The organism is Collinsella aerofaciens (assembly GCF_040926405.1).
Classification (GTDB): domain Bacteria; phylum Actinomycetota; class Coriobacteriia; order Coriobacteriales; family Coriobacteriaceae; genus Collinsella.
This window is the reverse complement of the sequence record NZ_JBCOIG010000013.1, coordinates 33,040-58,188: the sequence shown is the minus strand read 5'-3', so window position 1 is coordinate 58,188 and position 25,149 is coordinate 33,040. Positions and strand designations below refer to the sequence as shown.

22 protein-coding genes are annotated in these 25,149 nt (G+C 59.3%); 6 read left to right on the top strand and 16 right to left on the bottom strand.

The features are described 5' to 3' along the window. Window positions 1-772 (top strand): IS256 family transposase (locus AB5758_RS06190; RefSeq protein ID WP_368152680.1); only part of this gene is annotated, 772 nt, incomplete at its 5' end. Window positions 773-1,191: 419 nt separating this feature from the next. Here the strand turns inward: AB5758_RS06190 and AB5758_RS06185 are convergent. From AB5758_RS06185 to AB5758_RS06175, 3 genes are all read right to left on the bottom strand, one after another. After that, window positions 1,192-1,896: a GntR family transcriptional regulator gene (locus AB5758_RS06185; RefSeq protein WP_055287651.1), complete on the bottom strand. Its 705-nt coding sequence runs from the start codon at window positions 1,894-1,896 to the stop codon at window positions 1,192-1,194. 8 nt (window positions 1,897-1,904) lie between these two features. Next, the gene (locus AB5758_RS06180) at window positions 1,905-2,693 is read right to left on the bottom strand and encodes a GntR family transcriptional regulator (protein ID WP_099432597.1); all 789 of its coding nucleotides are present in this window, start codon (window positions 2,691-2,693) and stop codon (window positions 1,905-1,907) included. A 372-nt stretch (window positions 2,694-3,065) separates the two neighbouring features. Beyond that, entirely contained in the window at window positions 3,066-4,100 is a 1,035-nt protein-coding gene (locus AB5758_RS06175) for an SIS domain-containing protein (protein WP_055287655.1), read from the bottom strand. 838 nt (window positions 4,101-4,938) lie between these two features. Between AB5758_RS06175 and AB5758_RS06170 the strand changes: the two genes are divergently transcribed. The 4 genes from AB5758_RS06170 (at window position 4,939) to AB5758_RS06155 (ending at window position 9,699) form a co-directional block, all read left to right on the top strand. Then, on the top strand, window positions 4,939-7,971 hold the full coding sequence (locus tag AB5758_RS06170; protein ID WP_368141234.1) for an insulinase family protein: 3,033 nt from the start codon (window positions 4,939-4,941) through the stop codon (window positions 7,969-7,971). Window positions 7,972-8,368: 397 nt separating this feature from the next. Continuing rightward, complete coding sequence (locus tag AB5758_RS06165) at window positions 8,369-8,632, top strand: type II toxin-antitoxin system HicA family toxin (RefSeq protein WP_368141235.1); 264 nt, start codon at window positions 8,369-8,371, stop codon at window positions 8,630-8,632. Next, window positions 8,625-8,954 carry a type II toxin-antitoxin system HicB family antitoxin gene (locus AB5758_RS06160; protein ID WP_022094981.1) on the top strand — a complete coding sequence of 110 codons (330 nt, stop codon included), beginning with the start codon at window positions 8,625-8,627 and terminating at the stop codon, window positions 8,952-8,954. The genes AB5758_RS06165 and AB5758_RS06160 overlap by 8 nt, the downstream gene beginning before the upstream one ends. 121 nt (window positions 8,955-9,075) lie before the next feature. Continuing rightward, the gene (locus tag AB5758_RS06155) at window positions 9,076-9,699 is read left to right on the top strand and encodes a 5-formyltetrahydrofolate cyclo-ligase (protein WP_368141236.1); all 624 of its coding nucleotides are present in this window, start codon (window positions 9,076-9,078) and stop codon (window positions 9,697-9,699) included. On the opposite strand, the gene metA is transcribed toward AB5758_RS06155, so the two are convergent. Continuing rightward, entirely contained in the window at window positions 9,696-10,622 is a 927-nt protein-coding gene (gene metA / locus AB5758_RS06150) for a homoserine O-acetyltransferase MetA (protein WP_117716974.1), read from the bottom strand. The genes AB5758_RS06155 and metA overlap by 4 nt on opposite strands. A 210-nt stretch (window positions 10,623-10,832) precedes the next feature. Here metA and AB5758_RS06145 point away from each other — a divergent pair, with 210 nt between their 5' ends. Then, window positions 10,833-11,810, top strand: coding sequence for an L-lactate dehydrogenase (locus AB5758_RS06145; protein WP_117563734.1), 978 nt, complete (start codon window positions 10,833-10,835; stop codon window positions 11,808-11,810). A 379-nt stretch (window positions 11,811-12,189) separates the two neighbouring features. On the opposite strand, the gene AB5758_RS06140 is transcribed toward AB5758_RS06145, so the two are convergent. The 12 genes from AB5758_RS06140 to AB5758_RS06085 form a co-directional block, all read right to left on the bottom strand. After that, window positions 12,190-13,158 carry an SIS domain-containing protein gene (locus AB5758_RS06140; protein WP_195521919.1) on the bottom strand — a complete coding sequence of 323 codons (969 nt, stop codon included), beginning with the start codon at window positions 13,156-13,158 and terminating at the stop codon, window positions 12,190-12,192. 144 nt (window positions 13,159-13,302) lie between these two features. Further along, window positions 13,303-14,058, bottom strand: coding sequence for a GntR family transcriptional regulator (locus AB5758_RS06135; RefSeq protein WP_368141237.1), 756 nt, complete (start codon window positions 14,056-14,058; stop codon window positions 13,303-13,305). Window positions 14,059-14,060: 2 nt separating this feature from the next. Continuing rightward, window positions 14,061-16,040 carry a RecQ family ATP-dependent DNA helicase gene (locus tag AB5758_RS06130; protein ID WP_368141238.1) on the bottom strand — a complete coding sequence of 660 codons (1,980 nt, stop codon included), beginning with the start codon at window positions 16,038-16,040 and terminating at the stop codon, window positions 14,061-14,063. A 266-nt stretch (window positions 16,041-16,306) separates the two neighbouring features. Then, a complete protein-coding gene (locus AB5758_RS06125) occupies window positions 16,307-17,026 on the bottom strand; it encodes a GntR family transcriptional regulator (protein WP_368141239.1) in 720 nt (239 codons plus the stop codon). 221 nt (window positions 17,027-17,247) lie between these two features. Then, complete coding sequence (locus AB5758_RS06120) at window positions 17,248-18,255, bottom strand: YitT family protein (protein WP_368141240.1); 1,008 nt, start codon at window positions 18,253-18,255, stop codon at window positions 17,248-17,250. A 206-nt stretch (window positions 18,256-18,461) separates the two neighbouring features. After that, the gene (locus tag AB5758_RS06115) at window positions 18,462-19,091 is read right to left on the bottom strand and encodes an HAD family hydrolase (protein ID WP_368141241.1); all 630 of its coding nucleotides are present in this window, start codon (window positions 19,089-19,091) and stop codon (window positions 18,462-18,464) included. 161 nt (window positions 19,092-19,252) lie between these two features. Next, window positions 19,253-20,236, bottom strand: a complete 984-nt coding sequence (locus tag AB5758_RS06110; RefSeq protein ID WP_035136781.1) for an SIS domain-containing protein — start codon at window positions 20,234-20,236, stop codon at window positions 19,253-19,255. A 199-nt stretch (window positions 20,237-20,435) separates the two neighbouring features. Continuing rightward, window positions 20,436-21,269 (bottom strand): PTS system mannose/fructose/sorbose family transporter subunit IID, encoded by an 834-nt coding sequence (locus AB5758_RS06105; protein WP_161115155.1) that lies wholly within the window; start codon window positions 21,267-21,269, stop codon window positions 20,436-20,438. Window positions 21,270-21,282: 13 nt separating this feature from the next. Further along, on the bottom strand, window positions 21,283-22,077 hold the full coding sequence (locus tag AB5758_RS06100) for a PTS mannose/fructose/sorbose/N-acetylgalactosamine transporter subunit IIC (RefSeq protein WP_118226099.1): 795 nt from the start codon (window positions 22,075-22,077) through the stop codon (window positions 21,283-21,285). Between the two features lie 36 nt (window positions 22,078-22,113). Beyond that, window positions 22,114-23,037, bottom strand: coding sequence for a PTS sugar transporter subunit IIAB (locus tag AB5758_RS06095; protein ID WP_368141244.1), 924 nt, complete (start codon window positions 23,035-23,037; stop codon window positions 22,114-22,116). Window positions 23,038-23,220: 183 nt separating this feature from the next. Continuing rightward, entirely contained in the window at window positions 23,221-24,303 is a 1,083-nt protein-coding gene (locus AB5758_RS06090) for a DMT family transporter (protein ID WP_346978982.1), read from the bottom strand. Between the two features lie 358 nt (window positions 24,304-24,661). After that, window positions 24,662-25,149 (bottom strand): phosphoheptose isomerase family protein (locus AB5758_RS06085; protein ID WP_497506239.1); only part of this gene is annotated, 488 nt, incomplete at its 5' end.

Below are 25,149 nucleotides of genomic sequence, written 5' to 3'. Positions count from 1 at the left end.
CGGGGGCCGCGTGGCTTCGACCGCGGTGGTCACGGCGATAGGCTGCGACGAGTCCGGCTGGAGGCGGGTGCTGGGGGTGTCCGTGGTGGACACGGAGTCCTACGAATCGTGGCTCGGTTTCCTGCGGAAGCTGCGCGACCGCGGCGCGACCGGCACCGAGCTCGTCGTATCCGATGCCCACGGGGGCCTGGTCAGGGCCATAGGCGAGGTCTTCCAGGGGGCGGCCTGGCAGCGATGCGCCGTGCACCTGATGCGCGACTGCATGCGCGAGGCCGGCTCCTGGCAGCTGAGGCGCCGCGTGGGGCGCATCGTCTCCTCGGTCTTCCGCGCCAGGGACGCCGCCACCGCCGTGGCCATGTACCACGCGGCATGCGAGATGCTGGAGGGGTGCTGCCCGAGGGCGGCGAGGGTGCTCGAGGAGGCGGAGCCCGACGCACTCGCGTACCTGGACTTCCCGCCGTCGCACTGGAAGCGCCTGCGCACCAACAACGTGCAGGAGCGCGCCAACAGGGAAATCAAGCGCCGCTCGCGCGTGGTGCAGGTCTTCCCGTCGGAGAGTTCGCTGCTCAGGCTCGTGGGCGCCGTCATGTGCGACCAGGCCGAGACATGGTCCGGCTCGCGCTACTTCTCGGAAAGGAAGATGGCCGAGATGCATGACGCCGCGTTCAGAATGGGTGCCGCGGGCGAGCACGACTGGGCGGAGCTGGAGAAGGCGGCCAGGAAGATGATCGAATCCAGCCTGGAACTTGCCGACAGCGTGGAGGCGGCCTAGGATATCAACTGATTCCGGATATCGGACACAGGGGCCGCAAGGGCCCTTACACCAACTTTCTCGACACTACCTTTACATCCATCGTGTCCTCATCGACATATGCGCATAGCACCTTAACGCGAGGATCTTCACCGCAAAATAGCTGGAGCGTTTCACGCATCGCTCTAGCAAGTGGCCCATGGCTGGCCAAGAGCAACTTCCTCATTTATCTCCCAATCTCAGTTAATCATCTGTTAATAGAACGTTATATTTTGTATTGTTATCTACAGTATCCTCGAAACTTTCGCTTTGTCAAGACAGATCAATCAAGCTTCCTAAGCGGTAATAATTCGCCCGTAAACGGCAAAAAAACGCCCCTTTGTCGGGGCGTTTTCAATCTCTTGTTATTCGGTTAAGAAAGATCCGGGGTTTGGCTTTCGCTAGAGATAAAACTTTAAGCGCTCAGTGCAGTACACCTGCCGCGAAATAAACAATGGCACTCCCTGCGCGCTGCAACGCTTATCCACAAATAATAAAAGGGCAGATCCCGGCTTTACATTCAAATGTTCTGCCTCGTAAGCACTTGCAAAGCACACCTGCAACGTTCGCTCGTTATTGCCAAGTTCGATATGGCGTCTTCCCAGCACCTCAAGTAGAGAACCCGATAAATCTTCATGTTCCAAAAAGGCAAGAGAAGGAGTGTAGCTATTGGTTTCCAACATCGTTGGCACGCCATCGACTAAGCGCAAACGTCTAGTCTGAAGAATATTCTCGTCCTCCTGGACCTGAAGAAAACGCACGTCGCGCAGCGTAGGATAAATCCAAGCTACTTCGAGCACTACGGTAGAAGGCTTTTTATTTTCTTGAATGCAGGAATGGGTGAAGCTTTCCTGGTCATCGGCTGCATAGGCATTGCGCGTCGTGGTAACAAAAGTACCTTTCCCTCGCGTGCGCTCAACGATATCGGCATCCTCTAGTTCCTTGATTGCCGATCGAACAGTAATACGACTAACGCCATATTCCTCCATAAGCTCCGTCTCAGTAGGAAGCTTATCCCCTTCGCTATATACGCCACTTTCTATTCGACTCACAAGATCGTGAACGATCTGCTTATACAATGGAACAGCGCTCTCCACTTTAACCATTATTCAACCTATTGCTTTCTACACTCAACGGCTTCAAGTCCCTGCCAATTGATGCCGAGTTGATTAGCCTTAATCGAAAAGAAGTATTTGAAATAATCACCCAACATCACCTGCTTAGTAAAGTGCACTGGCTTACCAGTGCTCATATAGACGGTCTCACTCAATATAAACATCGCAGCTTCTCCTGCGATGTTAAGGATGCGCTTCTCCTCATCCGTAGCAAGCCCTGCTTCAAGCACAATAGACGGGAAACAATTATCCTCTAGTCGCAGCCCCGTCTCTCTCTCAATCGTTTCATAAAGTGATGCGTTCTCCATATCGACACCCAGTAAAAACCCGAAGTTCTTTACTGGAAGATAAATATGTTCAATCATTGCATTTATGTGGTTAATTGACCTCACACGTTTGAGGTAAACCGCAGATTCATTCTCTTCCATTCGCAAATGACGACGGACGGCAACGGGCGGCTCGACCTCCTGAAGAGCGAGAACACGAGACGAGGTTTCGATATTATTTTCATGGCAAAAATAAGTGAAACCCTTAAACGTGCTCAAGCTCGAGACGATTTTAGGCTGCCGGATAAATGTGCCTTTGCCATGACGCGTATCAAGCACGTCGTCATCCACAAGAGTTTGAATTGCCTTCCGTATCGTCGCGCGGCTAACCTCGTATTCTTCGCAAAAACCATTTTCGCTAGGCAACACGCCACTTTCGGAAAACTCGCCCATCTCAATACGGCGGCGCAAATCATCAGCTACTTGTACATATAGCGGCACAGCACTAGTCGGGTTAATCATAACGTTCTCCGTACAACATTCTATGAAACTTCTATACGTTATAAAATAACCTATTACGTATTATTTTGAAAGAAATAGACGGTTCAATCTTATTTTTGAACCGTCTACAATATCAAACACTCCATATGAAGGTGTCGAATGCCACTTGTGGCGCAAACAAGAGGGGCATTTGGCAAAAATGCCCCATTTCGCCTTGAAGTCGCTACCGTGAAATGCCAACGAGCCACATGGTCGAGTCCAAGCAAATACGACCTCAAGCGGCCAGCTACGGCATGGCTCTCTAGAACGAGACTGCGACATTTGTTTGCATTGTTTTACGAACGCAACATAACGAATTATTTCCGAGCATAGTAACGGCCGCTGAAAGCTGCTTTAGTAGTTCATCTGGTGATAGTAGCGACGCGTGGTGAGCGGGTGGTTGCGGACGTGCTCGAGATGGCAGCTCAGGCGCTCGGTGATGGTGTAGGTGACCATCGGGGAGACGATCTTGCGGAACTCGGGGTCGCTGAACGGCAGCTCGACCTCGGCGGTGTCGAACTTGTTCACGCGGACATGGACGCCCTTCTCGTCGGCGAGCATGTGGGTGAAGTTGTCCACGCGGTCCATGAGCTTGCGGGTGTCGTCCTCGCCGTAGAGCATGATGAGGCTCGTGCCCTCCTCGCACAGCTCGATGGTGCCGTGGAAGAACTCGGCGGCGTGGATGGACTTGGTCTTGATCCACTGCATCTCCTCGAGGATGCACATGGCGTAGTCGTAGGCCTCGCCCCAGAGCATGCCGGAGCCGATCACCATGTGGTAGTCGGTGTCCTTGAAGTCCTCGGCCATGGCGGCGCAGCGCTCGTCCTGGGCGTCCTTGGCCTTGATGAGGTACGGGGCGATGTTGCCGAACTCCTCCATGAAGGTGTCGTACTTGGGGAAGGCGCCGGCGTTCTTGAGGAAGCGGGCGACCAGCGTGATCTGGTAGGTGTAGATGGCCTCGCACAGGACGTCGTCCTCGGCGAAGCTGAAGAACTTGTAGTCGGCGTACTCGGTGGCCGGGGTGTTGTCGTTGGAGACGTACATCAGCGTGCGGGCGCCCTGCTCCTGGCAGAACTTGGCGGCCTCGATGATCTCGGGGGTGGTGCCGGTACGGGTGGAGAAGACGCAGACCGAGTCCTTGTTGAAGGCCTTGGGCGGGCACGCGAGGAACTCGGCGGCGATCTCGCAGTGGACGTCGACGTCGGCCGTGGTGGTCTCGACCCAATACTTCATCGGGAGCGTGTGGGCCCAGGTGCCGCCGCAGCCGATGAAGAAGATGTTGGAATAGCCCTGCTCGCAGACCTTGTCCACGGCAGCCTCAATCTGAGGACGGAGAGCGAGGGCATCGCTCACAACCTTTTCGTAACGAGGCTCATCGAAATTGAACATCCCTTACTCCTAACTCACTTAGATGAACCCTTCATTCATCCCATAACGTTATAATACTTTATATAACTAACTATGCAAGTATTATTTTGGTTCTGTTCTTTCATCAAACCCCTTTAAAACAACAATCGGCGTTGTTGGACACAGCGTGCAAGTTCATTGAACGGTTCAGTATGCATCGTCTCTAGTTAAATGACGTCTTATGCAAATACCTTTAATCCGCTTGGAGCCGACGAATCTTTTGACTGTCCGCAGAAGCTTTCCCGGAATTCCCTATGGATAGACGCACTGGCAATCGCTTCGTTATCTGGCTTATTGCGCATTGCCGGGGCATCTGGGAGAAAGCGCAATCTACCGCGTGGTCAGCTAGCGTTTCATCGGAATCGACCGCATCCGCGCCAAATACTAAATCGCAATCGTTGAAACTCGTCCGATCATATGGCGGCAATTTCTCGCCTTAAAAATGAGCACGAAATAAGGGGGCAGCTGTTTGCAACTTGCTTTATTCGTAAGTGTTTTTACTGAAAAACAATCACCAACCAAACAGCACTATTAATTGTTTGGCTCTTTGCTGTACAGCCATCTTTCGTATACGTCTCTCGTCTATCTCTCATCTCACGGTTGGAGACGAAAGGTGTGCGGGAGTGGATAATTGGACGGCATTTGGGCCTGCGACGGATTATTTCGTCCGAAAATCCACGCTCATTTGGCGGGACACGCGGGGCCCATGCCAATCCACCCACATCGTCTTCAGTTCGCCGCAGAGCCGCGGCCCCATATGGGTATACTCTCGAGGATTCGACTCGATTCGCCCCCGCCGGGGCGTCAAAGGAGACTGCATATGCCCACCACCTCAACCGACCCGCGCGCCGCTGCTGCCGCGCTGCTGGTACCCGGCACCACCTGCCACGGTTTTGCCGTCGAGCGCTGCGAGACCGTGCCCGAGCTCGACTCGGACGCCTACGTGCTGCGCCACACCGCATCGGGCGCTCGCCTGCTGTACCTGGCGTGCAACGACGAAAACAAGGCCTTTGCCATTGGCTTTAAGACGCCGCCGGCCGATTCCACCGGCGTGTTCCATATTCTTGAGCACTCGGTACTGTGTGGGTCGGCCAAGTTTCCCGTCAAGGAGCCGTTCGTGGACCTGATTAAGAGCTCCATGCAGACGTTCCTCAACGCCATGACCTACCCCGACAAGACCATCTACCCCGTTGCCACCACCAACGAGCAGGATCTGTACAACCTGATGGACGTGTACCTGGACGCGGTGTTCAACCCGGCCATCTATACCAAGCCCACCATTTTTGAGCAGGAGGGCTGGCACTACGAGCTGGACCTGCCGGAGGGCGCCGAGGGCGAAGGCAGCGCCGCCAGCCTGCGCGAGGGCACGCTGCGCTATAACGGCGTGGTGTTCAACGAAATGAAGGGCGCGCTGTCCGACCCCATGAGCGTGCTGGACGACGCCGTCAACGCCGCGCTCTATCCCGACACCGCCTATGCGCACGAGAGCGGCGGCGACCCACGCGCGATTCCCGCGCTCACCTACGAGCAGTTCCTGGATACGCACGCGCGCCACTACAATCCTTCCAACTCTTATATAACACTCTACGGCGACCTAGATGTGGACCGCGCGCTGGCATTTTTGGACGAGCGCTATCTGTCGCAGCCGAGCGCTACAAGCCGCCGCATGGACGCTGCCGTCGCCGCCGGCGAGGACCCGTCCACGCTGGCACCCAATCCGCTGGGCGTGCAGGCGCCCGTGACCTGCGAGTATAAGCGCGTCGAGATGGCCACCACGCCCGAGAACGCCCTGGTGGGCCTGGGCCTTGTGCTGGGCAGCGCGCTCGACCGCAAGCGCACGATCGCGGCGGATATCCTGTTCGAGGCGCTACTAGGCTCCAACGAAGCGCCGGTTAAGAAGGCCATTCTGGCCGCCGGCCTGGGCGGCAACGTGGTGAGCTACACCGCGGCCGAGAGCCTGCAGCCCTACGAGCTCATCATGCTGCAAAACGCTCAGCCCGGCGTGGCGCGCGAGCTGCGTCGCGTGTTCCAGGACGCCTGCCGCGACCTGTGCGAGCACGGCGTTCCGCGCGAGCGCCTGGAAGCCATCATCAGCAGCAACGAATACGATCTGCGCCAGCGCGACTACGGTATCGCCGATGGCGTGGCCATTGCGTGCGACGCGCTGAGCACCTGGCTCTACGATGACGACGCCGCGACGTTGGCGCTCAAGTACGGCCCGGTGTACGAGGAGCTGCGTAGCGAGCTGGACGGCAGCTATTTTGAGGACCTGCTGCGCGAGCTGGTGCTGCAGAACGATCACATGGCACTGGTCGAGCTGGTGCCGGTGGACGCCGCCGAGGGTTCGGAGGGTGCCGAGGCCGCCGAGCTAGCAGCCAAGCGCGATGCCATGACCGATGCCGAGCTGGCCGACGTGGTCGAGCGCACGGCCGCGCTGCGTGCCGCGCAGGAGGCCGAAGACACGCCCGAGGCCAAGGCCACGCTGCCGCGCCTGCGCGTGTCCGACATTGGCGAGGCGCACCCCGAGCAGCCGCTGATCGTGGACACGACCGCACCCATCCCCTGCCTGCGCCACGGCATCCCCACCAACCGTCTGGCCTACGCCATGCAGTATTTCGACCTGAGCTGCGTCGCGTTTGAGGACCTGCCCTATGTGACACTGCTCTGCCGCCTGCTCAAGCAGCTGCCCACGCGCGAGCACTCGGCCGAGGAACTCGACAACTTGCTCGCCGGCAAGCTCGGCTTTTTGAGCTTTACGACCGAAGTCATGACCCAGCCCGACGTGGACGGCGTGCGCCCCTATCTGCTGGTGAGCGCCGGCGCCCTGTCCGAGAAAATCGATGCGCTGGCGAGTCTGCCGCGCGAGGTATGGTCGAGCACGCTTTTGGCAGATGCCGACGCCGACCGCGTGCGCGACGTGCTCACGCAGATTCGCATTGGGCTTGAACAGGGCTTTATCAACAACGGCCACTCGACGGCGCTCGGTCGCGCGATGAGCTACAGCTCGCCTTCGGCCGTAGTGCGTGAGCAGCTCTCGGGCGTAGACTTCTACCTGTTCCTGCGCGATCTGCTCGACCACTTTGACGAGCGCGTGGACGGGCTGCGTACCAAGCTTGCCGAGCTGGCGGAGCGCATCTTTGTGGCCGATGGCTGCATGGCGAGCTTTACCGGCAGCGACGAGGACTTTGACGCGTACTGGGATGCCGCGGGCGACCTGGGGCTTGGCGCGGGCGACGGCGCTGCCAGCGGCACGCTCGTGGTGCCGGAGCCGCGCGACCGCCACGAGGCTTTCGTCATCCCCAGCGACATCTGCTTTGCCGCGCGTGCGTGCGATCCGCGTCGCCTGGGCATTGACGTGACAGGCGCTTGGGCCGTGGCTGCCAACGCGCTCTCCTACGACTACCTGTGGAACGAGATTCGCGTGAAGGGCGGTGCGTACGGCTGCGGATTCCGCGCAGCCGGCGAGCGCCAGACGGCGTTCTACACCTACCGCGACCCGGCGATCGATCCTTCGATTGAGCGCGTGAAGCGCGCGGGTGCATGGCTTGGCAGCTTTGAGCCCGACGAGGCCGCCTTTGAGGGCTTTATCGTGAGCTGCGTGAGCGGCATGGACGCGCCGGTGAAGCCGTACGCGCTCACCAAGCGCCGCAACACGACCTACCTGGCCGGGCTCGATCCGCACGCACGCGAGGAGCGCCGCGCCCAGATGCTCGCCGCCACGCCCGGTGAGCTCCGCTCGCTCGGCGCCGACGTGACGCGCATCGCAGCCGAGTCGCCCACCTGCGTCTTTGGCGGCCGCGAAGTCATCGCCAAGAGCAACGCCGGCTTTAACGTCGTCGACCTGATGGGCTAACGCACGGCAAAGGTAGATTTTTGGGACATGCCCGAAAATCTACCTTTTTTCTGCGGTTTGAGCGGGGCGGCGCAGCCCACCGCGGCGGTTTGTCTCAATCTGTAACATCTAGACGGCAATATCGGCTCCAGATGTTACAGGTCGAGACGTTCCCAAACGGCACCAGCTCTTTGTCTCAATCTGTAACATCTAGGTCCAATTTTGCCGAGTTACTGTTACAGATTGAGACAAACCGCCGCAGACGCCCACTCCACAGCACAGACCACCACAAAGGTGCCTGTCTCCTTCCTCAGTTGTGGTTCGAACACTTGTTCTATACGTACATGTGTTCTATAGTATGGGTGATTGCTTCGGGCTTAAATTGCAACTATAATATAGTTGCGGGATGTGAGGCAGGATGACTCGGATCGACAAACTCATCGCCCAGCTGCTTAGCTGTCCTTCAACGTATAGATTCGCTGACTTTCTTAAAGTTATGGCTTCATATGGCTTTGAAATGGACAGCAAAGGCAAGACATCCGGATCGCGCGTTCGCTTCTACAGGCCATCAGATGGCAGGATGTTCGTAATGCACGCGCCTCATCCATCTGACGAATTGACAGCGGGGACCATTCGAAACATCGTTCGCTTTCTGCAAGATGTCGGAGGTAGTCATGAGTAACGTTTTGGCATACAAGGGTTATTTCGCCCCGGTCGAGTTCGATGCCGAACAGCATGTGCTAACAGGTATGGTCGCCGGCATTAGGGACGCAATCGTATTTGAAGGCTCCACGGCTGAAGAAGTGGAGCAATGCTTCCACGACGCCGTCGACGATTACCTTGAGTTTTGCGCCGAGAAGGGCAAGGAACCCGAGCGGGCTTTTAAGGGCTCGTTCAACGTAAGAACGGGCTCTGAGCTCCACAAGCAAGCAGCGCTAGCGGCGGCAAAGAAGGGTGAGTCACTCAATAAGTTTGTGACTGAAGCGATCGCTGCGGCGCTGTGAAGCCAACGTCGAGTCGAAGCCGCCACAAAGGGTGCCTTTGCGGCGGCTTCGACGTTTGCCCAGATAAAACCTGCCAAAATAAACCTGTCCCTTTTTGGTAGGTTTGGGAGAGGGAGCTGGGATGGATAAGGCTGAGTTGCGACGGGCGGTGATTGCTCGGCGCGATGCGATTGATTTGGATGTGCGGGCGGCGAAGTCCGCCACTATCTGTGCGCGGCTTGTTGAGCTGTTGGATTGCCTGGGTGCCGCGGCGCCGCACACCGTTGCCATCTATGCCGCGATGGGCTCCGAAGTCGACCCTGCCGCGTTTGCCGCTGCGGCCGCTGCGCGCGGCTGGCGCGTAGCTTATCCGTGCATGCTCTCGGCAATTGATGCCGCAGCTTGTGGCCAGTGCATGTGCATGCGGGCAGTTGCCGCCGACGATGCGTCCGCGGCTCCGTTTATCGCCCACCCCACGCGGGCCTTCGCGGCCACGGACATCGACAGCAGCCGCTTCCCTATCGTGCCTGCCGAAGCTCTCGACATGATCGTCGTGCCGCTCGTAGCATTCGACCGCGCCGGCGCGCGCCTGGGCTACGGCGGCGGCTGCTATGACCGCTACCTGCCCACGCTCTCGTCCGCATGCCAAATCATCGGCATCGCCTTTGACGAGCAGCGTGTCGACCACGTTCCCACCGACGCCCACGACCTGCCGCTACCCCACATCATCAGCGCCCAACGGCTGGCGCACCTCCCGACAGCCTAGTGCTCCTCGCCGGCGCGGGCTAGGTCGTAGGGCGTGGTCTGGTAGACGTAGTAGTTGAGCCAGTTGGTGTAGAACAGCTGAGCCTGGCTGCGCCAGACGTTGCGCGGCTCGGCGGTGGGATCGTCGCCCGGGAAGTAATGCGCCGGCACCTGAGGGTTGAGCCCGCGCTTCACGTCGCGCTCGTACTCCAGGCGCAGCGTATCGGTATCGTACTCAGGGTGGCCAAAGACAAAGAAGCGACGGCTGTCGGTCGACTTGACGATGTACAGGCCCACCTCGTCGGACACGGCCACGACCTCAAGCTGCGGCTCGGCCTCCACGTCCTCGCGACGCACATCGGTGTTGCGCGAATGCACAGCATAGAAACGGTCGTCAAAGCCGCGAACCAGCGGACTTTGCGGCTTCACCAGATAATGCTCGAACACGCCGCTCGCCTTTGCCGGCAGGTCATGCTTCTGGATGCCGTAATGATGGTACAGACCGGCCTGCGCGCCCCAACAAATATGCAGCGTAGAGTGCACATGCGTGGTGGACCAATCCATGATCTGGCAGAGCTCGGGCCAGTAGTCGACCTCCTCGAACGGCATCTGCTCCACCGGCGCGCCCGTGATGATCAGGCCGTCGTAGTGGATATCGCGGATGTCGTCGAACGTGCGATAGAACGTCTCCAGGTGGCCGGCGCTCACGTGCGTGGCCTCGTGCGTCTTGGTGCGCAGCAGGTCCACCTCCACCTGCAGCGGCGTGTTGGAGAGCTTGCGCATGATCTGCGTCTCGGTGGCAATCTTGGTGGGCATGAGGTTGAGGATGAGCACGCGCAGCGGACGGATGTCCTGGTGCAGCGCGCGGTACTCGGTCATGACAAAGATGTTCTCGCTCTCGAGCTGCGCGGCGGCAGGGAGGGCGTCGGGAATGCGAATGGGCATGGATGCTCCTTACGAGTCAGTTACAGCTATGGTACAACGACCGGCCCCATCCGCGCGAGCACATCGCCCAGCGATGCCGTCAGCGGCCCAGATCACTCCAAAAGTAGAGATTAAGGCATGTCCAAAAATCTACGGCGCTTTAGCCTAGCAAAGTGGCAGCAGGACGCTACAATGGTTCGACGCGAAAAACTCGGCCGAAAGGATACATATATGTACCAGACGCGTAAGATCGGTGTGGTCGGCCAGGGCCACGTAGGAGCACATGTCGCCAACAGCCTACTCATGCAGGGCATTGCCGATGAGCTGTACCTGTGCGATATCAACGAGGCCAAGGTGACGTCCGAGGTCCAGGACCTGCGCGACTCCCTTTCGTTTGTCCCGTACAACACCAAGATCGTCAACTGCTACGACCACTACGAGGAGCTTGCCTGCTGCGACGTCATCGTCAACGCCGCCGGCAAGGTCGCGCTGGCCGCCGGCAACCGCGACGGCGAGCTGTTCTTTACCACCGACGCCGCCCGCACCTTTGCCAAGCGCATCGTCGACGCCGGCTTCGACGGCATCTTTGTGAGCATCTCCAACCCCTGCGACGTCGTGTGCACCGAGCTGTGGCACCTGACCGGCTACGATCCCAAGAAGATCATCGGCTCGGGCTGCGGCCTGGATTCCGCCCGTCTGCGCACCGAGATCTCCAAGAAGGTCGGCGTGAGCCCCAAGTCCATCGACGCCTACATGATCGGCGAACACGGCTTTAGCCAGCTGGCTGCCTTTAAGGCCGCGACCATCGCCGGCAAGAGCCTCAACGAGCTTCAGGCCGAAAACCCCGACAAGTACGCCTTCGACCACATGGAGGTCGAGGAGCTTGCACGCAAGGGCGGCTATGTGACCTACCAGGGCAAGCAGTGCACCGAGTACGCCGTCGCCAACTCCGCCGCGCGCGTCTGCGCTGCCGTGCTGCACAACGAGCACGCCGTGCTTTCGGCCTCTACGCTTATGACCGGCCAGTATGGCGAAGAGGGCATCTTTACCTCCCTGCCGTGCGTGATCGGTGCCGAGGGCGTCGAGGAGGTTTACACACTGGACCTGTCCGAGCACGAGCTCGAGGGCTTCCACAAGAGCTGCCAGCACATTCGCGACAACATCGCCCAGCTCGACTGGTGGGACGCCGAGGCCTACGACGCAAAGTAGGCCGTCAATCGCCGCAATCTCGCGAATCTAAGCGCAATACCAAGCGGGCCGCGCCGGAATACTACCGGCGCGGCCCGCTTTTTTGACTCACGCAGTGCCCTTGCGAATCGAAGGTGAATACTTTTCCGCGAAGTGAACGAGCAAAATCGGACCCCCGAAGCATCGACATTTTTCAGGCGCTGTTTCCTGCGGTTTCGTCGAGTTTTTCCTGCAGTTTTACCGCCAAAAAGTGTGGATGCTTCGGGGGTCCAAAACAGGTCGTTCACTTCGCGGAAAAGTATTCAACTTCGCTTTCGCGCAGACACGAATCCGGCCGCCACAACGCAATACGGGGCCCGCGCGCAGCGCAGACCCCGTCAAAAAAGATAATTCCCGGTACCTAATACTGCTCGATGCCCATGTAGCGACGAACCTCGGGGCTGTGGTCAAACACCTTGCCGCGGGCGGCGCGCAGCTCGCAGCTCATGTTGTAGAAGAAGATCGGCTCCAAGAACGAACGCACGCTGGCGGGCACCTCGCCTACGCCGTACTCGAGTGCATCGAGCACCATGACTGTATCGGTGTGCGTGTTGAGGAACGCGAGCGCGCGCTCCTCCATGGGGCGGCACTCGCCCGATCCGAGCTGCACAAAGTAGAACACGCCGGGCTCGGTGGCCTCAAACGGGCCGTGGAAATACTCGCCGGAGTGGATATAGCAGCAGTGCTGCCACTGCATCTCCATGAGCGAGCAGATGGCCATGGCGTAGGTCTGGCTAAAGTTGGGGCCGGAACCCAGGATATAGAAGAACTTATGCTGCTGGCAGAGCTCGGCAAAGCGATCGCCCAGCTCGGCGTTGACCTTCTCACGGGCAGCGGGCAACAGCGCATCCATCTGCTTAAGGCCGGCGTACATGTCGGCGAGTGCCTCGTAACCCTCCTGCTGGTCGAGCAGCTCGGCAGCCATCAGGACGCCGATGCCTTGCGGAACCTCGGCCTGCGGCACGCCTTCGCCCCACGGATAGACCCAGGTGGTCCACTTGCCGTTATCAATCTTGGAGCCCTCGCAGTCGGTCATGGCCACGACCTCGGCGCCGGCTGCCAGCGCCATCTCGCAACCGTCGACGACCTCCTGCGTATTGCCGCTGTGGCTGCAGGCGATGACGAGTGATTTCTCGCCAAGACTCTTGGGAGCCATCAGGCAAAACTCGCGCGCCGTGTAGACCGTCGAGGCAAACGTGGTGGCCTCGCGCTTGAGCAGCTCGTTGGCCGGCATCAGGTCGATCATCGAACCGCCGCAGGCGATCCAAAAGACGTTCTCAATCTTGCCCTTGCGCTCGATAATTTCCTGAACCAGATCGTGTGCGTTCACGGTGATGCTCCTCCTTGTGTGGCGGCTTTGAACGACGGCAGCTCGTACCTGCTGTCATTCTATGTTGTTCTATATATACCACGCAAGCAGCCACGGTGGAAGCCATTGCGACAAATTTGTTCCATGTTGTTCTATCTGTGGACGTTAGATGTCGAACACGTAGCGCGAGCCCACGATCTTTTGGCGTCCGAGCAGCAAGGGCCGCTCGTCCTCATCGGTAAAGTACGCCTCCATATAAAACAGCGGCTCGCCGACCGGCACCTTCAGCAGTGAGGCCGCCTGAACATCGGCAAGCGCAATCTCCACGGTACAAGGGTCGGACTTGAGCGGCGCGCGGCCCGAATGCTCGGCAACGAGTGCAAAGATGGAATTGTCCGTGAGGTCCTTGTCGGCAAGCGTCTGCAGGTAGGGATGGTCGGCCAGCACAAAGGCGTTGTTCTCGAGCATGACGGGCACGCCGTCTGCCGTGCGCACGCGCTCGACAACGATGAGCTCGCAGCCGGGTTCCACCCCAAAAAACGCCGCGTCCTCGCGCGTCGCCGCAACCACCGTGCGCGACACCAGGTGTGCTCCGGCCACCATGTCGTTGGCAGCGCAACCCTCGGAAAAGCTCTGAACGTCACCCTTTTGGACAATCTTGCGCTTGAGCTTGGGCGCGCACACAAACGTGCCCCTCCCCTGCTGGCGGTTGAGATACCCCGCGCGCGACAGCTCCTCGATGGCGCGGCGCACGGTGATGCGTCCCACGCCGTAGGACTTCGCGAGCTCCATCTCGGAAGGAATGCGCGAGCCGGATGCGTACACGCCGCGCGCGATCTCGCCCTTTAGGTCGTCCATAACCTGCTGGTACAGCGGCACGGCGGATACCTCAGTGCGCTCGGTTTTATCGTCGAATGCCATCGTTACGCTCCATCCCGCGCATGCTCGGACTCAAACTCTTCGATCGCCGTCATAAACTGCTCGCCAAAGGCGTCGGCCTTTTTCTCGCCAATGCCGTTGACCTGAATCAGCTCGTCGCGCGTCTGGGGGCGCAGACGGCACAGGCCGCGCAGGGCCTTGTCGGAGAAGACCATGTACGGCGCCATCTCCAGCTCGGTCGAAATCTCCTTGCGCAGGGCACGCAGGCGCTCGAACAGCTCGGCATCGTCACCCACGCGCGGGCGCTGATCCAGCTCGGCCTCCTCGCGCAGCAGATCCACCGCACGGCGGGCGCGGGCCGAGGCCTTGCGCTTGGACGCGCGACGCTTAACGGTAAAGGCGAACGCCTCATCCTCGACCTCGGCGGCACGCGGGCCCAGCCCCACGACCGGGTACTGTCCCTGCGAGGTAGCCAGATAACCGCGGCCGCACAGCTGGCCGATGATGTCCTTGATGCGCCCGACCGATTCGCTCGACAGCTCACCGTAGCCGCGGTCCTCGTCCAAATGCATCTGGCGAATGCGCTCGGTGTTGCCGCCGTGGAGCACGTCGGCGATGAGCGACTTGCCGAAGCGCATGGGCCGCATGGCCACATAGCGCACGGCAGCGCGGGCCATATCGGTGACGTCCTCGACCTCGAACTGCGTGAGGCAGTTGCTGCAGTTGCCGCAGCCCTCGACGTCGTCCGTGGCGACGCCGCCCGTACCGGCCGCGGCATGCTCGACCGCGGCCTCGTCGCCAAAGTAGCGCAGCATGTATTCGCGCAAGCAGCCGGTGGTATTGCAGTAGCCCTCCATCTGGCTGAGCAGACGATATCGATTCTGGAGCGCCCACGCACGCTGCTCGTCGTCGAGTGCCTCATCGGCAGCATCGCCGCGATCGATCAGAAAGCGGCGCATGCGAAAATCGTTGCCGTTCCACAGCAGATGGCAGCTGGCCGGGTCGCCATCGCGGCCGGCGCGGCCCGCCTCCTGGTAGTAGGCCTCAATGCTCTCGGGCACGTTGTTGTGGATCACGTAGCGCACGTTGGGCTTGTCGATGCCCATGCCAAAGGCGTTGGTGGCAACCATCACCTGGATATCGTCGTCGATAAAGGCGCGCTGGCTTTGGCGACGGGCGTCGTTGCCCATGCCTGCATGGTAGCGGCCAACGCGAATGCCGCTGGGGCCCAGAGCCTCGGCAAGCTCCGCGGCCAGCGCGTCGACCGTCTTGCGGGTCGAGCAATACACGATGCCGCTCTCGCTCGAATGCGCAATCACGTAGTCGCGCACCCACGCGGTCTTGGCCTTGTCGCCCATCTCCTCGCAACCAAAGTAGAGGTTCTTGCGATCAAAACCCGTCACCACCGTCGCGGGGTTTTGCAGGCCGAGCATCTGCTGAATGTCCGCACGCACGCGCTCGGTCGCCGTGGCGGTAAACGCCGCCACGATGGGGCGCTGCGGCAGCGAATCGATGAACTCGCGAATCTGCAGGTAGGCGGGGCGGAAATCCTGCCCCCACTGGCTCACGCAGTGGGCCTCGTCAATAGCTACGAGTGGCACGCCAATGCCGCCTTCGGCCGCAACTTCCTGCGCAAAGGCCAGAAAGCGTGGCTCGAGCAGGCGCTCGGGTGCCACATACATTAGCTGGTAGCGCCCCTCACGAGCACGCTTGAGCACGGTATTTTGCTGAGCCAGCGTAAGGCTGGAGTTGAGATAGCTGGGGCGCGCACCCGCCGCGAGCAGTGCGCGGGTCTGGTCCTCCATAAGCGACAGCAACGGACTCACCACAAAGGTGATGCCGGGCAGCATGAGCGCGGGCACCTGGTAGCAAATGGACTTTCCGGCGCCCGTGGGCATAACACCCAGCGCATCGCGACCGGCAAGGATCGCATCGACCATGCGGTCCTGTCCCGGGCGAAACGAGGTGTAGCCAAAATAGGCGCCGAGCGTGTCGAGCGCCATCTGCTGCATGTTATCGGTCATGGTTTCCTAACGTCCAAGTCATCTGCCGCCGATTATACGCCGCCACGCGGACCGGTGCCGCGCGGCTGCCGGCCACGGGCAACGCAATCCAAGGCGAATGAGCGTGGATTTTTGGACACTTTCCGGATGAGCGTGGATAATCTCCCACTTTGAGCCCGTCATCAAGCAAAAAACGGGAGATTATCCACGCTCATTCTGCAGATTGCCGCTTAGGAGCGTTTGCAGCGTCGACCGGTCCGCCGTTCGTTAGAACGGCGGAACCAACCCTACAGGACCATGACGTAGCGACTGCCCACGTAGTACTGTTTGCCGAGCAAGACCGGCTCGCCATTGGGACCGATAAAGCCGGCGCGCAGGTTGAGCAGCGGATCGTGCGGAGCGATGCCCAGCTCGGCCGCCTGCTCAGCGCTGGCGCGAACGGCCTCGACCGTACGGTAGCCAGCCGAGACAATCGGGGTTCCGCCAACACGCCCGACCTCGGCAAAAATCGACTTGTCCTCAAGGTCGGCTGTCAACAGTTCACGGTAGGCGTCAAACGGCACAAAGACGTTCTCCTCAAAGATGGGCTCGCCGTCGGCCGTGCGCACGCGCTTGATATGCAGCAGCAGCGCGCCCTTCTGCAGGCCAAAGAACTCCATCTCGTTTTGGCGCGCCGGAACAATCTGGCGATCGACCACATGTGCACCGGCCTTCATGCCATTGTCGGCACACAGCGCGGTAAACGTCTGCAGCGTCGAGGCGTGGAACTGACGGTTGATGTGCGGCGTGGAAACAAAGGTGCCACGGCCCTGCTGCTTAACCAGGTAGCCATCGGAACACAGCTCCTCGACGGCGCGGCGCACCGTAATGCGGCTCACCTCGTACTGCTCGGCTAGCTCGAGCTCGGACGGAATACGCTCCTTGGGTGCATAAACACCTTTCTCGATCGCATCCTTGATTTCGTCGTAAATCTGCTGGTAAAGCGGTGCATTTTTGGTCGCGGGCATATCTGATCACTCTTATCAAAATATCGAAATTACTAATACATATATAACGTCTAGCTCTATATTACATCATAACGATAAAACGATACACCCTGCCTACCAAAAAAGCGACAGGTCTATTTTGGTAGGTTTTTATCATGTCAAACGAGAGCCCCTCGAAAGCAACGGGGCTTTCGGGGGGCTCGTTCGGATGGGTTGCGCAGGACCGGCAAAATGCCAATACCCTACTTGCCGTCGTCCTGTTGCAGACTGTCCTGCTCGATGAGGCGCGCCTGCCTGCTGGCCATGCGCGCGGGCTTGTCGGGATCGGGTACGGCCGTGGGCATGGGCTCGTCAACATGACCGCCCCACCAGCCGCCCACAAAGTTGAGCGTGTGGAACACATTGATTACGGCGCCGGGATCAATGTCGCACACTAGCTTGATAATGTCCTGGCTCTCATAGGTCGAGACAACGGCGTGCAGCAGATACATCTTTTCGCGGCTGTATCCGCCAATGACCTCGGCGCAGCTAATGCCGTGCTGAAAATGGTCAACATAGGCGGTCATGACCTCGTCGGCTTTACGCGTTGTGATCTGCAGCGTCACGCGATCGTAGCGACGATAGAAACTGTCGATAGTCTTGGTCGAAATAAACTGGAACACGATGGAGTACGCCGCCTTGTCCCAGCCAAACATAAAGCCAAAGATCGCCAGGATAAAGCAGTTGAAACCAAAGATGACACCCCAGATAGTCTTGCCCGTGTGGTTGGAGACCCACAGCGCGATAAAGTCGGTGCCGCCGGTGGATGCGCCGGACTTTAGCGCGATGGCAGCGCCCAGACCCGAGACCACGCCGCCAAAAATGATGAGCATAATCTTGTCGCCCAAAAACGGAGCGAAGTGAAAGATGTTGAGGAACAGCGACGAGAGCACGACCTGCATCATCGAGAAGATGACAAAGCGCTTGCTGATGCCGCTCCAACATAGGAGCGCCACGGGGATGTTGAGCGCGAGCATGCCGAGCGAGATGTCGATGTGAACGCCGCCGAGCGAGGTAACGCGATCGAGCAGGACCGCGACGCCGGTAAGGCCGCTCGGAAGCAGGTCAGCGGGCCGAATGAACGCCTGGATCAGAAATGTCTGGAGAACGGCCGAAATGGTGACCGCCACGGCGGTGATGGCGCGGCGAACGATGGCGAGACGGCCGAGTACGAGCACTCGGTCCGTGAGCTGATCAATGGCGTTCGCCACGTAGGCTCCTTTCGAAGGCAGATGTAGTTGTGGGGCATGTCCGCGATTGTAGCATGTAGTGTGCGAGGGCGCTTCAATTCACCCTCTCTCGACAACCATCAGAAGGACCGTGAGGCCGCTCAAAAGAAAAACGCCGTGAAGAGAGCGGTCCCTTCACGGCGAATACGGCGTTTGCCCAGATAAAACCTGCCAAAATAAACCTGTCCCTAAATGGCAGGTAGGATGTCGGTCAGGTTGTCGATGACAACGTCGGCGGCGGACTGGTCCAGGTTGACGCCCTCGTGCGGACGCAGCGCCAGGACGCGGGCGCCGGAGCGCTTGCCGGCCTCGATGCCCAAAGGCGAGTCCTCGATAACCAGGCACTCGGAAGGCTCAACCCCCAGTGCTTCCATGGCACGCAGGTAGATCTCGGGGTCGGGCTTAAACGCACTGCACTCGTGACCGCTGATGGTGTAGTCCAGCACATCGGCGATACCGGCAATCTCTACCAGCTCGTCAATGAGCTCGCGATAGGACGAGCTCGCGATGGCGCACTTCACGCCGCGCTCGTGCAGCTCACGCATCACCGGCTCCGTCTGCTCGTTGAGCAGCTCGGCATACGGAACGGGATGGTCCGGGCTATAGACCTGCTTGTACTCAACGCGCAGGCGCTCGCGCAGCTCAACATCGTCGGGCACCAGCGCCTCCCAAATGGCAGGCTCGTTAGACCCCGAAAGATCGGGGATCTCGTCAAAGTGGAACCCCTTCTCTTCCATAAACGCCACGCGGCGACGGTTGTAGAACCACTCGGTATCGACCAGCACGCCGTCCATATCAAACAGCACTGCCTTGATCATACGCATCTCCTCCCACCTGCCAAAAAGGGACAGGTTTATTTTGGTAGGTTTTATCTGAGGTTTTGTGGCGCGAGGGATACGCCCTCCCCAGAGCAAAAAAAGGGGACGGGGCGCAAACCCCATCCCCTTTCAATCAACCCGTAAGGTTTACTTACTTGTGATTAGTAGGAAAGCTTCCACATGTAGCGACGCATGGTCAGCGGGTGCTGGCGGGCCTCGGCGATCTGGTTGCCGTACTCACGCATAACGGCGAGGTGCAGCAGCGGGTTGAAGTAGGTGACAACGCTCGCGGGCACGGCGTCAGCCAGGCCGTAGTCCTTGGAGTCGATCAGAGCGACCTTGGCGCCCATGCGCTTAAGGAAGGTGAGGGCGCGGGCGTCCATCGGACGGGTAGCGCCATCGGACATGAAGAAGACGTAGGGCTTACCCTCGGTGGAAACCTCGAACGGGCCGTGGAAGTACTCGCCGGTGTTGTAGGCGGCGGCGTCGATCCACTGCATCTCGGTGAACAGGAAGGCGGCGTGAGAATAAGCCATCTTCTCGGAGGCACCGGAAGCCATGAAGTAGATCATCTTGTCATCCTTGAAGTCCTCGGCGAACTTCTTGGCGAGCTTCTTGCAGGACTGAGCGGCGTTCTCGCAGAGCTCGAAGACGTTGGTGAGGCCGGTGATCATGTCCTCGTAGTGGTCATAGCCCTCGGTCTGCTGAAGGATCTCGACAGCAAGAGCGATGGCGTAGCCGGGCTTCTCGCACTTGGCAGCGAAGTTGGCGTGGAAGCCGTGAACGATGACGTAGTCAGCGTCGACGGTCAGAGCGGAGCCAGCCTTGTTGGTGAGGGAGACGACCGGGCAGTTGTGCTTCTTGGCGGTCTTGTTGGCCTCGACGGTCTCGGGCGTGGAGCCACCGAGGGAGCAGGTGATCACGAAGGTGTGCTCGTTGACCCAGGAAGGCGTGTCGTAGTTGAACTCGTTAGCAGTGAAGATCTGAACGTTCAGCTTGTCCGTGTTGTTGGCCAGGAAGTACTTGGCGGGGTAAAGGTCGGACATGGAAGCACCGCAGCCGACGAAGGCGACGCTGTGAATCTCGTGGTTGGACAGGACGTCAGCGACGATCTGCTTAGGGAGGTTAAGGTCGATCTCGTACATCTGACACATTCCTTTCAATTTTTGCGGCGCCACATTGCCGGGCGCTCGCAGGGTTACCGTGGTTTGGGCCGAGTCGCCGGCCCGTTGAGGATGCGACAAAGGGACTGTCCCATTGTCGCATTTTGGGGATGGAAGCCTGCCTGGGGTATGGGATGCCAGGCAGGCCCCCGGGGGAAAGCGGTTAGGCGCTTAGTCGCGACTAAGCCAGGATGCCGACCGCGGAGAGGGCGATGCCGCCCACAATGGCGATCACGAGAAGCCAACCGGTGTTGACGTTCTTCTTGATGAGCCAGTACATAAGGCCGGTGAGGCCAAGGGAGATCATCTGGGGCATCATGCTGTCCAGGATGTCCTGGATAACGACGGTGCCGTCAGCGAACTGCAGCGGGGTGGTGGCGCCGATCAGCGTGGCGATCATGCCGCCCACGGACATAAGACCCACGATGCCGCAGACATACATGAGCTTCTCCATGAGGTCGCCGCCCTGAAGCTTGCTCAGGTACTCGTGGCCGCCCTGATAGCCCATCTTGGCTGCGAACCAAGTAATCAGCACGGAGGGGACGATGGAGATGAGAAGGGCCAGGATCGGGCCCATGATGGAGCCCTGCTGAGCCAGCTGAACGCCCAAGCCAAAGGCGATAACGCGGATGGTGCCCTGGAAGAAGGAGTCACCGATGCCGGAAAGCGGGCCCATAAGGGAGGTCTTGACCGCGTTAATCGAATCGGGGTTGAAGTTCTCGGGATCCTTGGCGTACTCCTCCTCCATGGAGGCGGCGAGGCCCAGGATGAAAGCGCTCGTCTGCGGGGTGCAGTTGTAGAACGCCATGTGACGGTGGTAAGCCTCTTTCTTAGCAGCAAGCTGCTTGGGGTCGGACTCGTCCGGATAGAGGCGATCGAGCGTGGGAACCATACCGTAGAGGAAGCCCATGTTCATCTGACGCTCGTAGTTCCAAGAGGCCTGGATGGCCCAGGAGCGCCAGAAGAACTGGCTGACCTTCTTGTTCAGGGACACGTCCTTGGTTGCGGTTGCCATAGTGTGTTCCTCCTTAGTCTTCGTCGTCTTCGAGCGGATCGTAGTCGGAATCGACACCGGCGGCTGCATGGGAACCGTTGAACTTGAAGCCCATGAAGACGACAGCCAGGCATACACCGATCAGAGCGACCGCGATGACGGACAGGTTGAGGTAAGCGGCGAGCAGGAAACCGATGAACAGGAACGGAGTCATACCCTTCTTGATCATCATGGTGAGCAGCAGAGCCAAGCCGTAGGCGGTCATGATCTTGGTCGAAACGTTAAGACCAGTGGACAGCCACTCGGGAACCATGTTGACGATGGCCTGAACCAGGTCGGTGCCAACAAAGACGGCGAGGAAAATCGGCAGGAAGTACATGATGGCGTACAAACCGGAGCCGGCGCAGATGTGCATACGGTAGGCGGTCTTGAACTTTCCGTTATCAATCGCGCTATCTGCCACATGGGTGAGGACGGCGATGATGGAACGGAACACGATGCCGAGGAGCTGACCCAGGACGGCGACCGGGATGGCGATCGTCATGGCGGTCTCGGCAGAAGCATCGGTCAGGCACGCAAAGGCAGCGGCCACGATGCCGCCCAGGACCATATCGGGCGGAACGGCGGCGCCGACCTGCACCAGGCCCATGGACACGAGCTCGACGGCGGCACCGACGGCAAGGCCGGTGGGCACATCGCCCAGCAGCAGACCGACGAGCGTAGCGCCAACGAGGGGCTGCTCGAAGTTAAGACGACCGAGCAGGCGGGAGTCCCACATGCAGAACACGCCGACGAGGCCAACGAGCACCGCACTGATGAACGTATTCATACCCTTCTCCTTTCAGTCAGGCAAAAGCCTGGTTGATTACAGCTTGGCGTCGATGTCGACGCTCTGATACGTAGGGGTCTGCTGGACGTAGAGCTTGATGCCCATGTCGAGCAGCTGGTTGACGTCGGCCTTCTGGTTGGCGTCGAGGAAGACGGAGCTGTCCTTGCCTCCGACCTGATCGGCACCGTCGTGGTTGGCGGTGGCGCCCAGGTTGATGGCATCGAGCTTGTAGCCCTGGCAGAACTGCAGCATCTCGGCCGTGTTGCCAAAGACGAACATGACGCGCTCGCCGAGGGTGTTGAGCTTGTCCATCTTGGCGAGGGCACGCTCGACGGTGAAGACGTTCAGGCGCACGCCCTGGGGCTTGGCCAGCTTAAGAGCGCCCTTCTTGATGTCATCGTTGGCGGCAGCGTTGTCGACGACGATGATGCGCTCGGCCTGAACCTTGGTGGTCCAGGTAAAGACGACCTGGCCGTGCAGCAGACGGTAGTCAAGACGTGCGAGGACGATCTTGGCGGGACCGGAGCTGTGACGGGGCGCCTTGGCCTTCTTGGCGGGAGCCGCGGCAGCCTCGACCGGTGCGTTGGGGTTGGTCAGACCGGTACGGGCCTCGTTGATGAGGGCCGCGAGCTCGGCGCCCTTGATGGGGACGGGGCTCATAGCGAGCGTCAGTGCCAGCGGGATGTTGAAACCGCTGACAACCGTGAACTTCGTGCCGTTCTTGGAAAGCTCGACCATGTTGTTGTTGACCGAGCTGCCGAGCATATCGGTCAGCACATAGACGGTGTCGTCCGCGTTGAACGTGGCGATCATGGCGTCCACCTTATCGGTGATGGGCTCCTTGTCGTCACGAGCAAGCGACACGACGTGGACGTTCGACACGTCGCCGAGAACCATCTCGAGCGTGTCTTTGGCGCCTGCGGCCAGGCCGCCATGAGATGCGAGAATGATCTGATTCATCTTGCCTCCTCCTTTTCGTTATGGTCATTATAACGTCTTATACGTTGCTTATATTGCTAATTAGTATAAAGACCGTTCGCGGGTGAAAATCGACCGTTGACGGGTTTAACGTACTTGAAACGTTGGGGCCGGGTAGGCCGGCGCTGGCTGGATAACCCGAGGTCAGACCCTGCGCGCAATCCTCTATCGCACAAAGTACCAGGGGCTTTCCTGCACGGTGGGCTCCAGCGCGATGCCGGTGCGCTCCTTAAACAGATCCATGTCCTGCGATTTCTCCGTCCACCACGCGTTGGGCTTAAAGGTCATGCTCTCAACGACATGACCGACAAACACACTGTTGCGCAGCTTGGAGAAGTCGGTGTTCATGATCAGGATGGACGCGAGCACCAGCACGATGCCCAGGACCTTGATCGCGCCGGCGGGCTCGGCGTAGATGCCAATGCCCACCAGTACGGTGACGACCGTCTCGAATGACATTACGACGGGAACTTTCGATGTCTCGAGCCCCATGGACAGACCCTGCATATATAAGATGTAGGCCACAGCTGTGGGGATGAGTCCAAAGCCAAGGAACAGCAGCAGCAGCTGTGGCGACATTGCCGCGGCGACATCCGGCCACGGAGCCGCGATAGCCGCCATAACCGCACCGCCAAAAACAAAGCCCCAAAACGTGACAGCCAGCGGGTGGACCGTCTTGGTTGCTATCCGGCTAAACACCGCGAGCGACGCACCACAAAGGCCTGCAATCACGCCCGACGTGACGCCCCAAACCGAAAAATGGAAACCGGAAAGGTCGCCATTGGTCACTGCAAGCACGCACCCAACGATGTTAAAGACAATGGCAACGAGCTTGTTGGGGGTCACGTCCTCGCGATAAAGTACGCGGCCGAGCATGACACCAAACACCGGCGAGGTGTAAAGCAGCACCGAGGCCGTGGACATGCCGACCTCGCCCATGCACTCGTAATAGCAGGTGTTGGCGGCGGCCAGACCGACGATACCGACAAGCGCGCAGGGGACGAGCTCTTTGGGGCTTGCCTTGAACAGGGCCAGCGGACCCTGAGCCACGGTAGACCCCTCACCCGGACGGCAGCCCATAAACATCAGGACCGGTGCCAAGATAAGCGCTCCGACCAACAAGCGAAAGGCAGCCATGCTCTGGGATGAAACGCCCATGGCCGAGATGCCGTTTACAAAGATTCCGATGCTGCCCCACATAAGCGCGGCGACCAGCACCAGCACATAGCCCAGATTGCTTTTCTTCAACGCAGCCTCCTCGGTATTGTTTCCAATATGTTTCACACTACGTTATAGTCGTTATATACATTTTTCAAGACACAAATCGGCGAGCGGGAAAATCCGATCGCCCACACACTCATTGGGTGCTCATTGGGGACGTACTTAAATGAGTAGTCGTTGGGGACGTTCTTGGATGACTAGTCATTTAAGAACGTCCCCAACGACTAGGACTGTCCCCAACTGCCGGCAGAAAAGGAACGTCCCCAAGCGCTGCCATGAATTCAGTTGCGGTGAAATAGTTCCTGAATAGAGGCTTCAGACCCCCAAACAGGAACTATTCCACCGCAACTTATGAGGACATCGAGCTGTTAGGCTGCTCCATCCCCTAGTAGTCCAGCTTCCACATGTAGCGGCGCGTCATGTAGTCCTTATGGGTGACGGCAGAGAGTGCGCGCATGTAGACGTTGTTGAGGATCGGGGCAAAGATCAGGTGGTTGAAGTACTCGCTCACGCTGTCCTTGATGTCGTTGAGGCCGAGCTCCTTGGCGTCGAGCTGATAGACGCGCTCGCCACCGTACTGGTTGACGAAGCGGATGCCGCGCTCGTCGTTGCAGCGGCTGCGGCCGACGCTGATGAGCTGGAACAGCGAGGTGCGCTTGTCCAGGATCTCGAAGGGGCCGTGGAAGAAGTCGCAGGTGTTGATGGTGCAAGAGTCGATCTGCAGCATCTCCTGCACGTTGCAGATGCTAAAGACGTAAGCGGCACCAAAAAGCGGACCCTGAGCCATGACATTAATGCAGGGCTTGTCGACGTTCTGCTCGGCCCACTTAGCTGCGAGCGGACGGGTGTACTCGACGGCCTTGCGATAGATGG

Bases quoted from the DNA above. Each gene is read 5' to 3' on its own strand.
- AB5758_RS06185 (WP_055287651.1), bottom strand. From the start codon at position 1,896: ATGGTTAAAGTGGAGAGCGCTGTTCCATTGTATAAGCAGATCGTTCAC.
- AB5758_RS06180 (WP_099432597.1), bottom strand. From the start codon at position 2,693: ATGATTAACCCGACTAGTGCTGTGCCGCTATATGTACAAGTAGCTGAT.
- AB5758_RS06175 (WP_055287655.1), bottom strand. From the start codon at position 4,100: ATGTTCAATTTCGATGAGCCTCGTTACGAAAAGGTTGTGAGCGATGCC.
- AB5758_RS06170 (WP_368141234.1), top strand. From the start codon at position 4,939: ATGCCCACCACCTCAACCGACCCGCGCGCCGCTGCTGCCGCGCTGCTG.
- AB5758_RS06165 (WP_368141235.1), top strand. From the start codon at position 8,369: ATGACTCGGATCGACAAACTCATCGCCCAGCTGCTTAGCTGTCCTTCA.
- AB5758_RS06160 (WP_022094981.1), top strand. From the start codon at position 8,625: ATGAGTAACGTTTTGGCATACAAGGGTTATTTCGCCCCGGTCGAGTTC.
- AB5758_RS06155 (WP_368141236.1), top strand. From the start codon at position 9,076: ATGGATAAGGCTGAGTTGCGACGGGCGGTGATTGCTCGGCGCGATGCG.
- metA (WP_117716974.1), bottom strand. From the start codon at position 10,622: ATGCCCATTCGCATTCCCGACGCCCTCCCTGCCGCCGCGCAGCTCGAG.
- AB5758_RS06145 (WP_117563734.1), top strand. From the start codon at position 10,833: ATGTACCAGACGCGTAAGATCGGTGTGGTCGGCCAGGGCCACGTAGGA.
- AB5758_RS06135 (WP_368141237.1), bottom strand. From the start codon at position 14,058: ATGGCATTCGACGATAAAACCGAGCGCACTGAGGTATCCGCCGTGCCG.
- AB5758_RS06130 (WP_368141238.1), bottom strand. From the start codon at position 16,040: ATGACCGATAACATGCAGCAGATGGCGCTCGACACGCTCGGCGCCTAT.
- AB5758_RS06125 (WP_368141239.1), bottom strand. From the start codon at position 17,026: ATGCCCGCGACCAAAAATGCACCGCTTTACCAGCAGATTTACGACGAA.
- AB5758_RS06115 (WP_368141241.1), bottom strand. From the start codon at position 19,091: ATGATCAAGGCAGTGCTGTTTGATATGGACGGCGTGCTGGTCGATACC.
- AB5758_RS06110 (WP_035136781.1), bottom strand. From the start codon at position 20,236: ATGTACGAGATCGACCTTAACCTCCCTAAGCAGATCGTCGCTGACGTC.
- AB5758_RS06105 (WP_161115155.1), bottom strand. From the start codon at position 21,269: ATGGCAACCGCAACCAAGGACGTGTCCCTGAACAAGAAGGTCAGCCAG.
- AB5758_RS06100 (WP_118226099.1), bottom strand. From the start codon at position 22,077: ATGAATACGTTCATCAGTGCGGTGCTCGTTGGCCTCGTCGGCGTGTTC.
- AB5758_RS06095 (WP_368141244.1), bottom strand. From the start codon at position 23,037: ATGAATCAGATCATTCTCGCATCTCATGGCGGCCTGGCCGCAGGCGCC.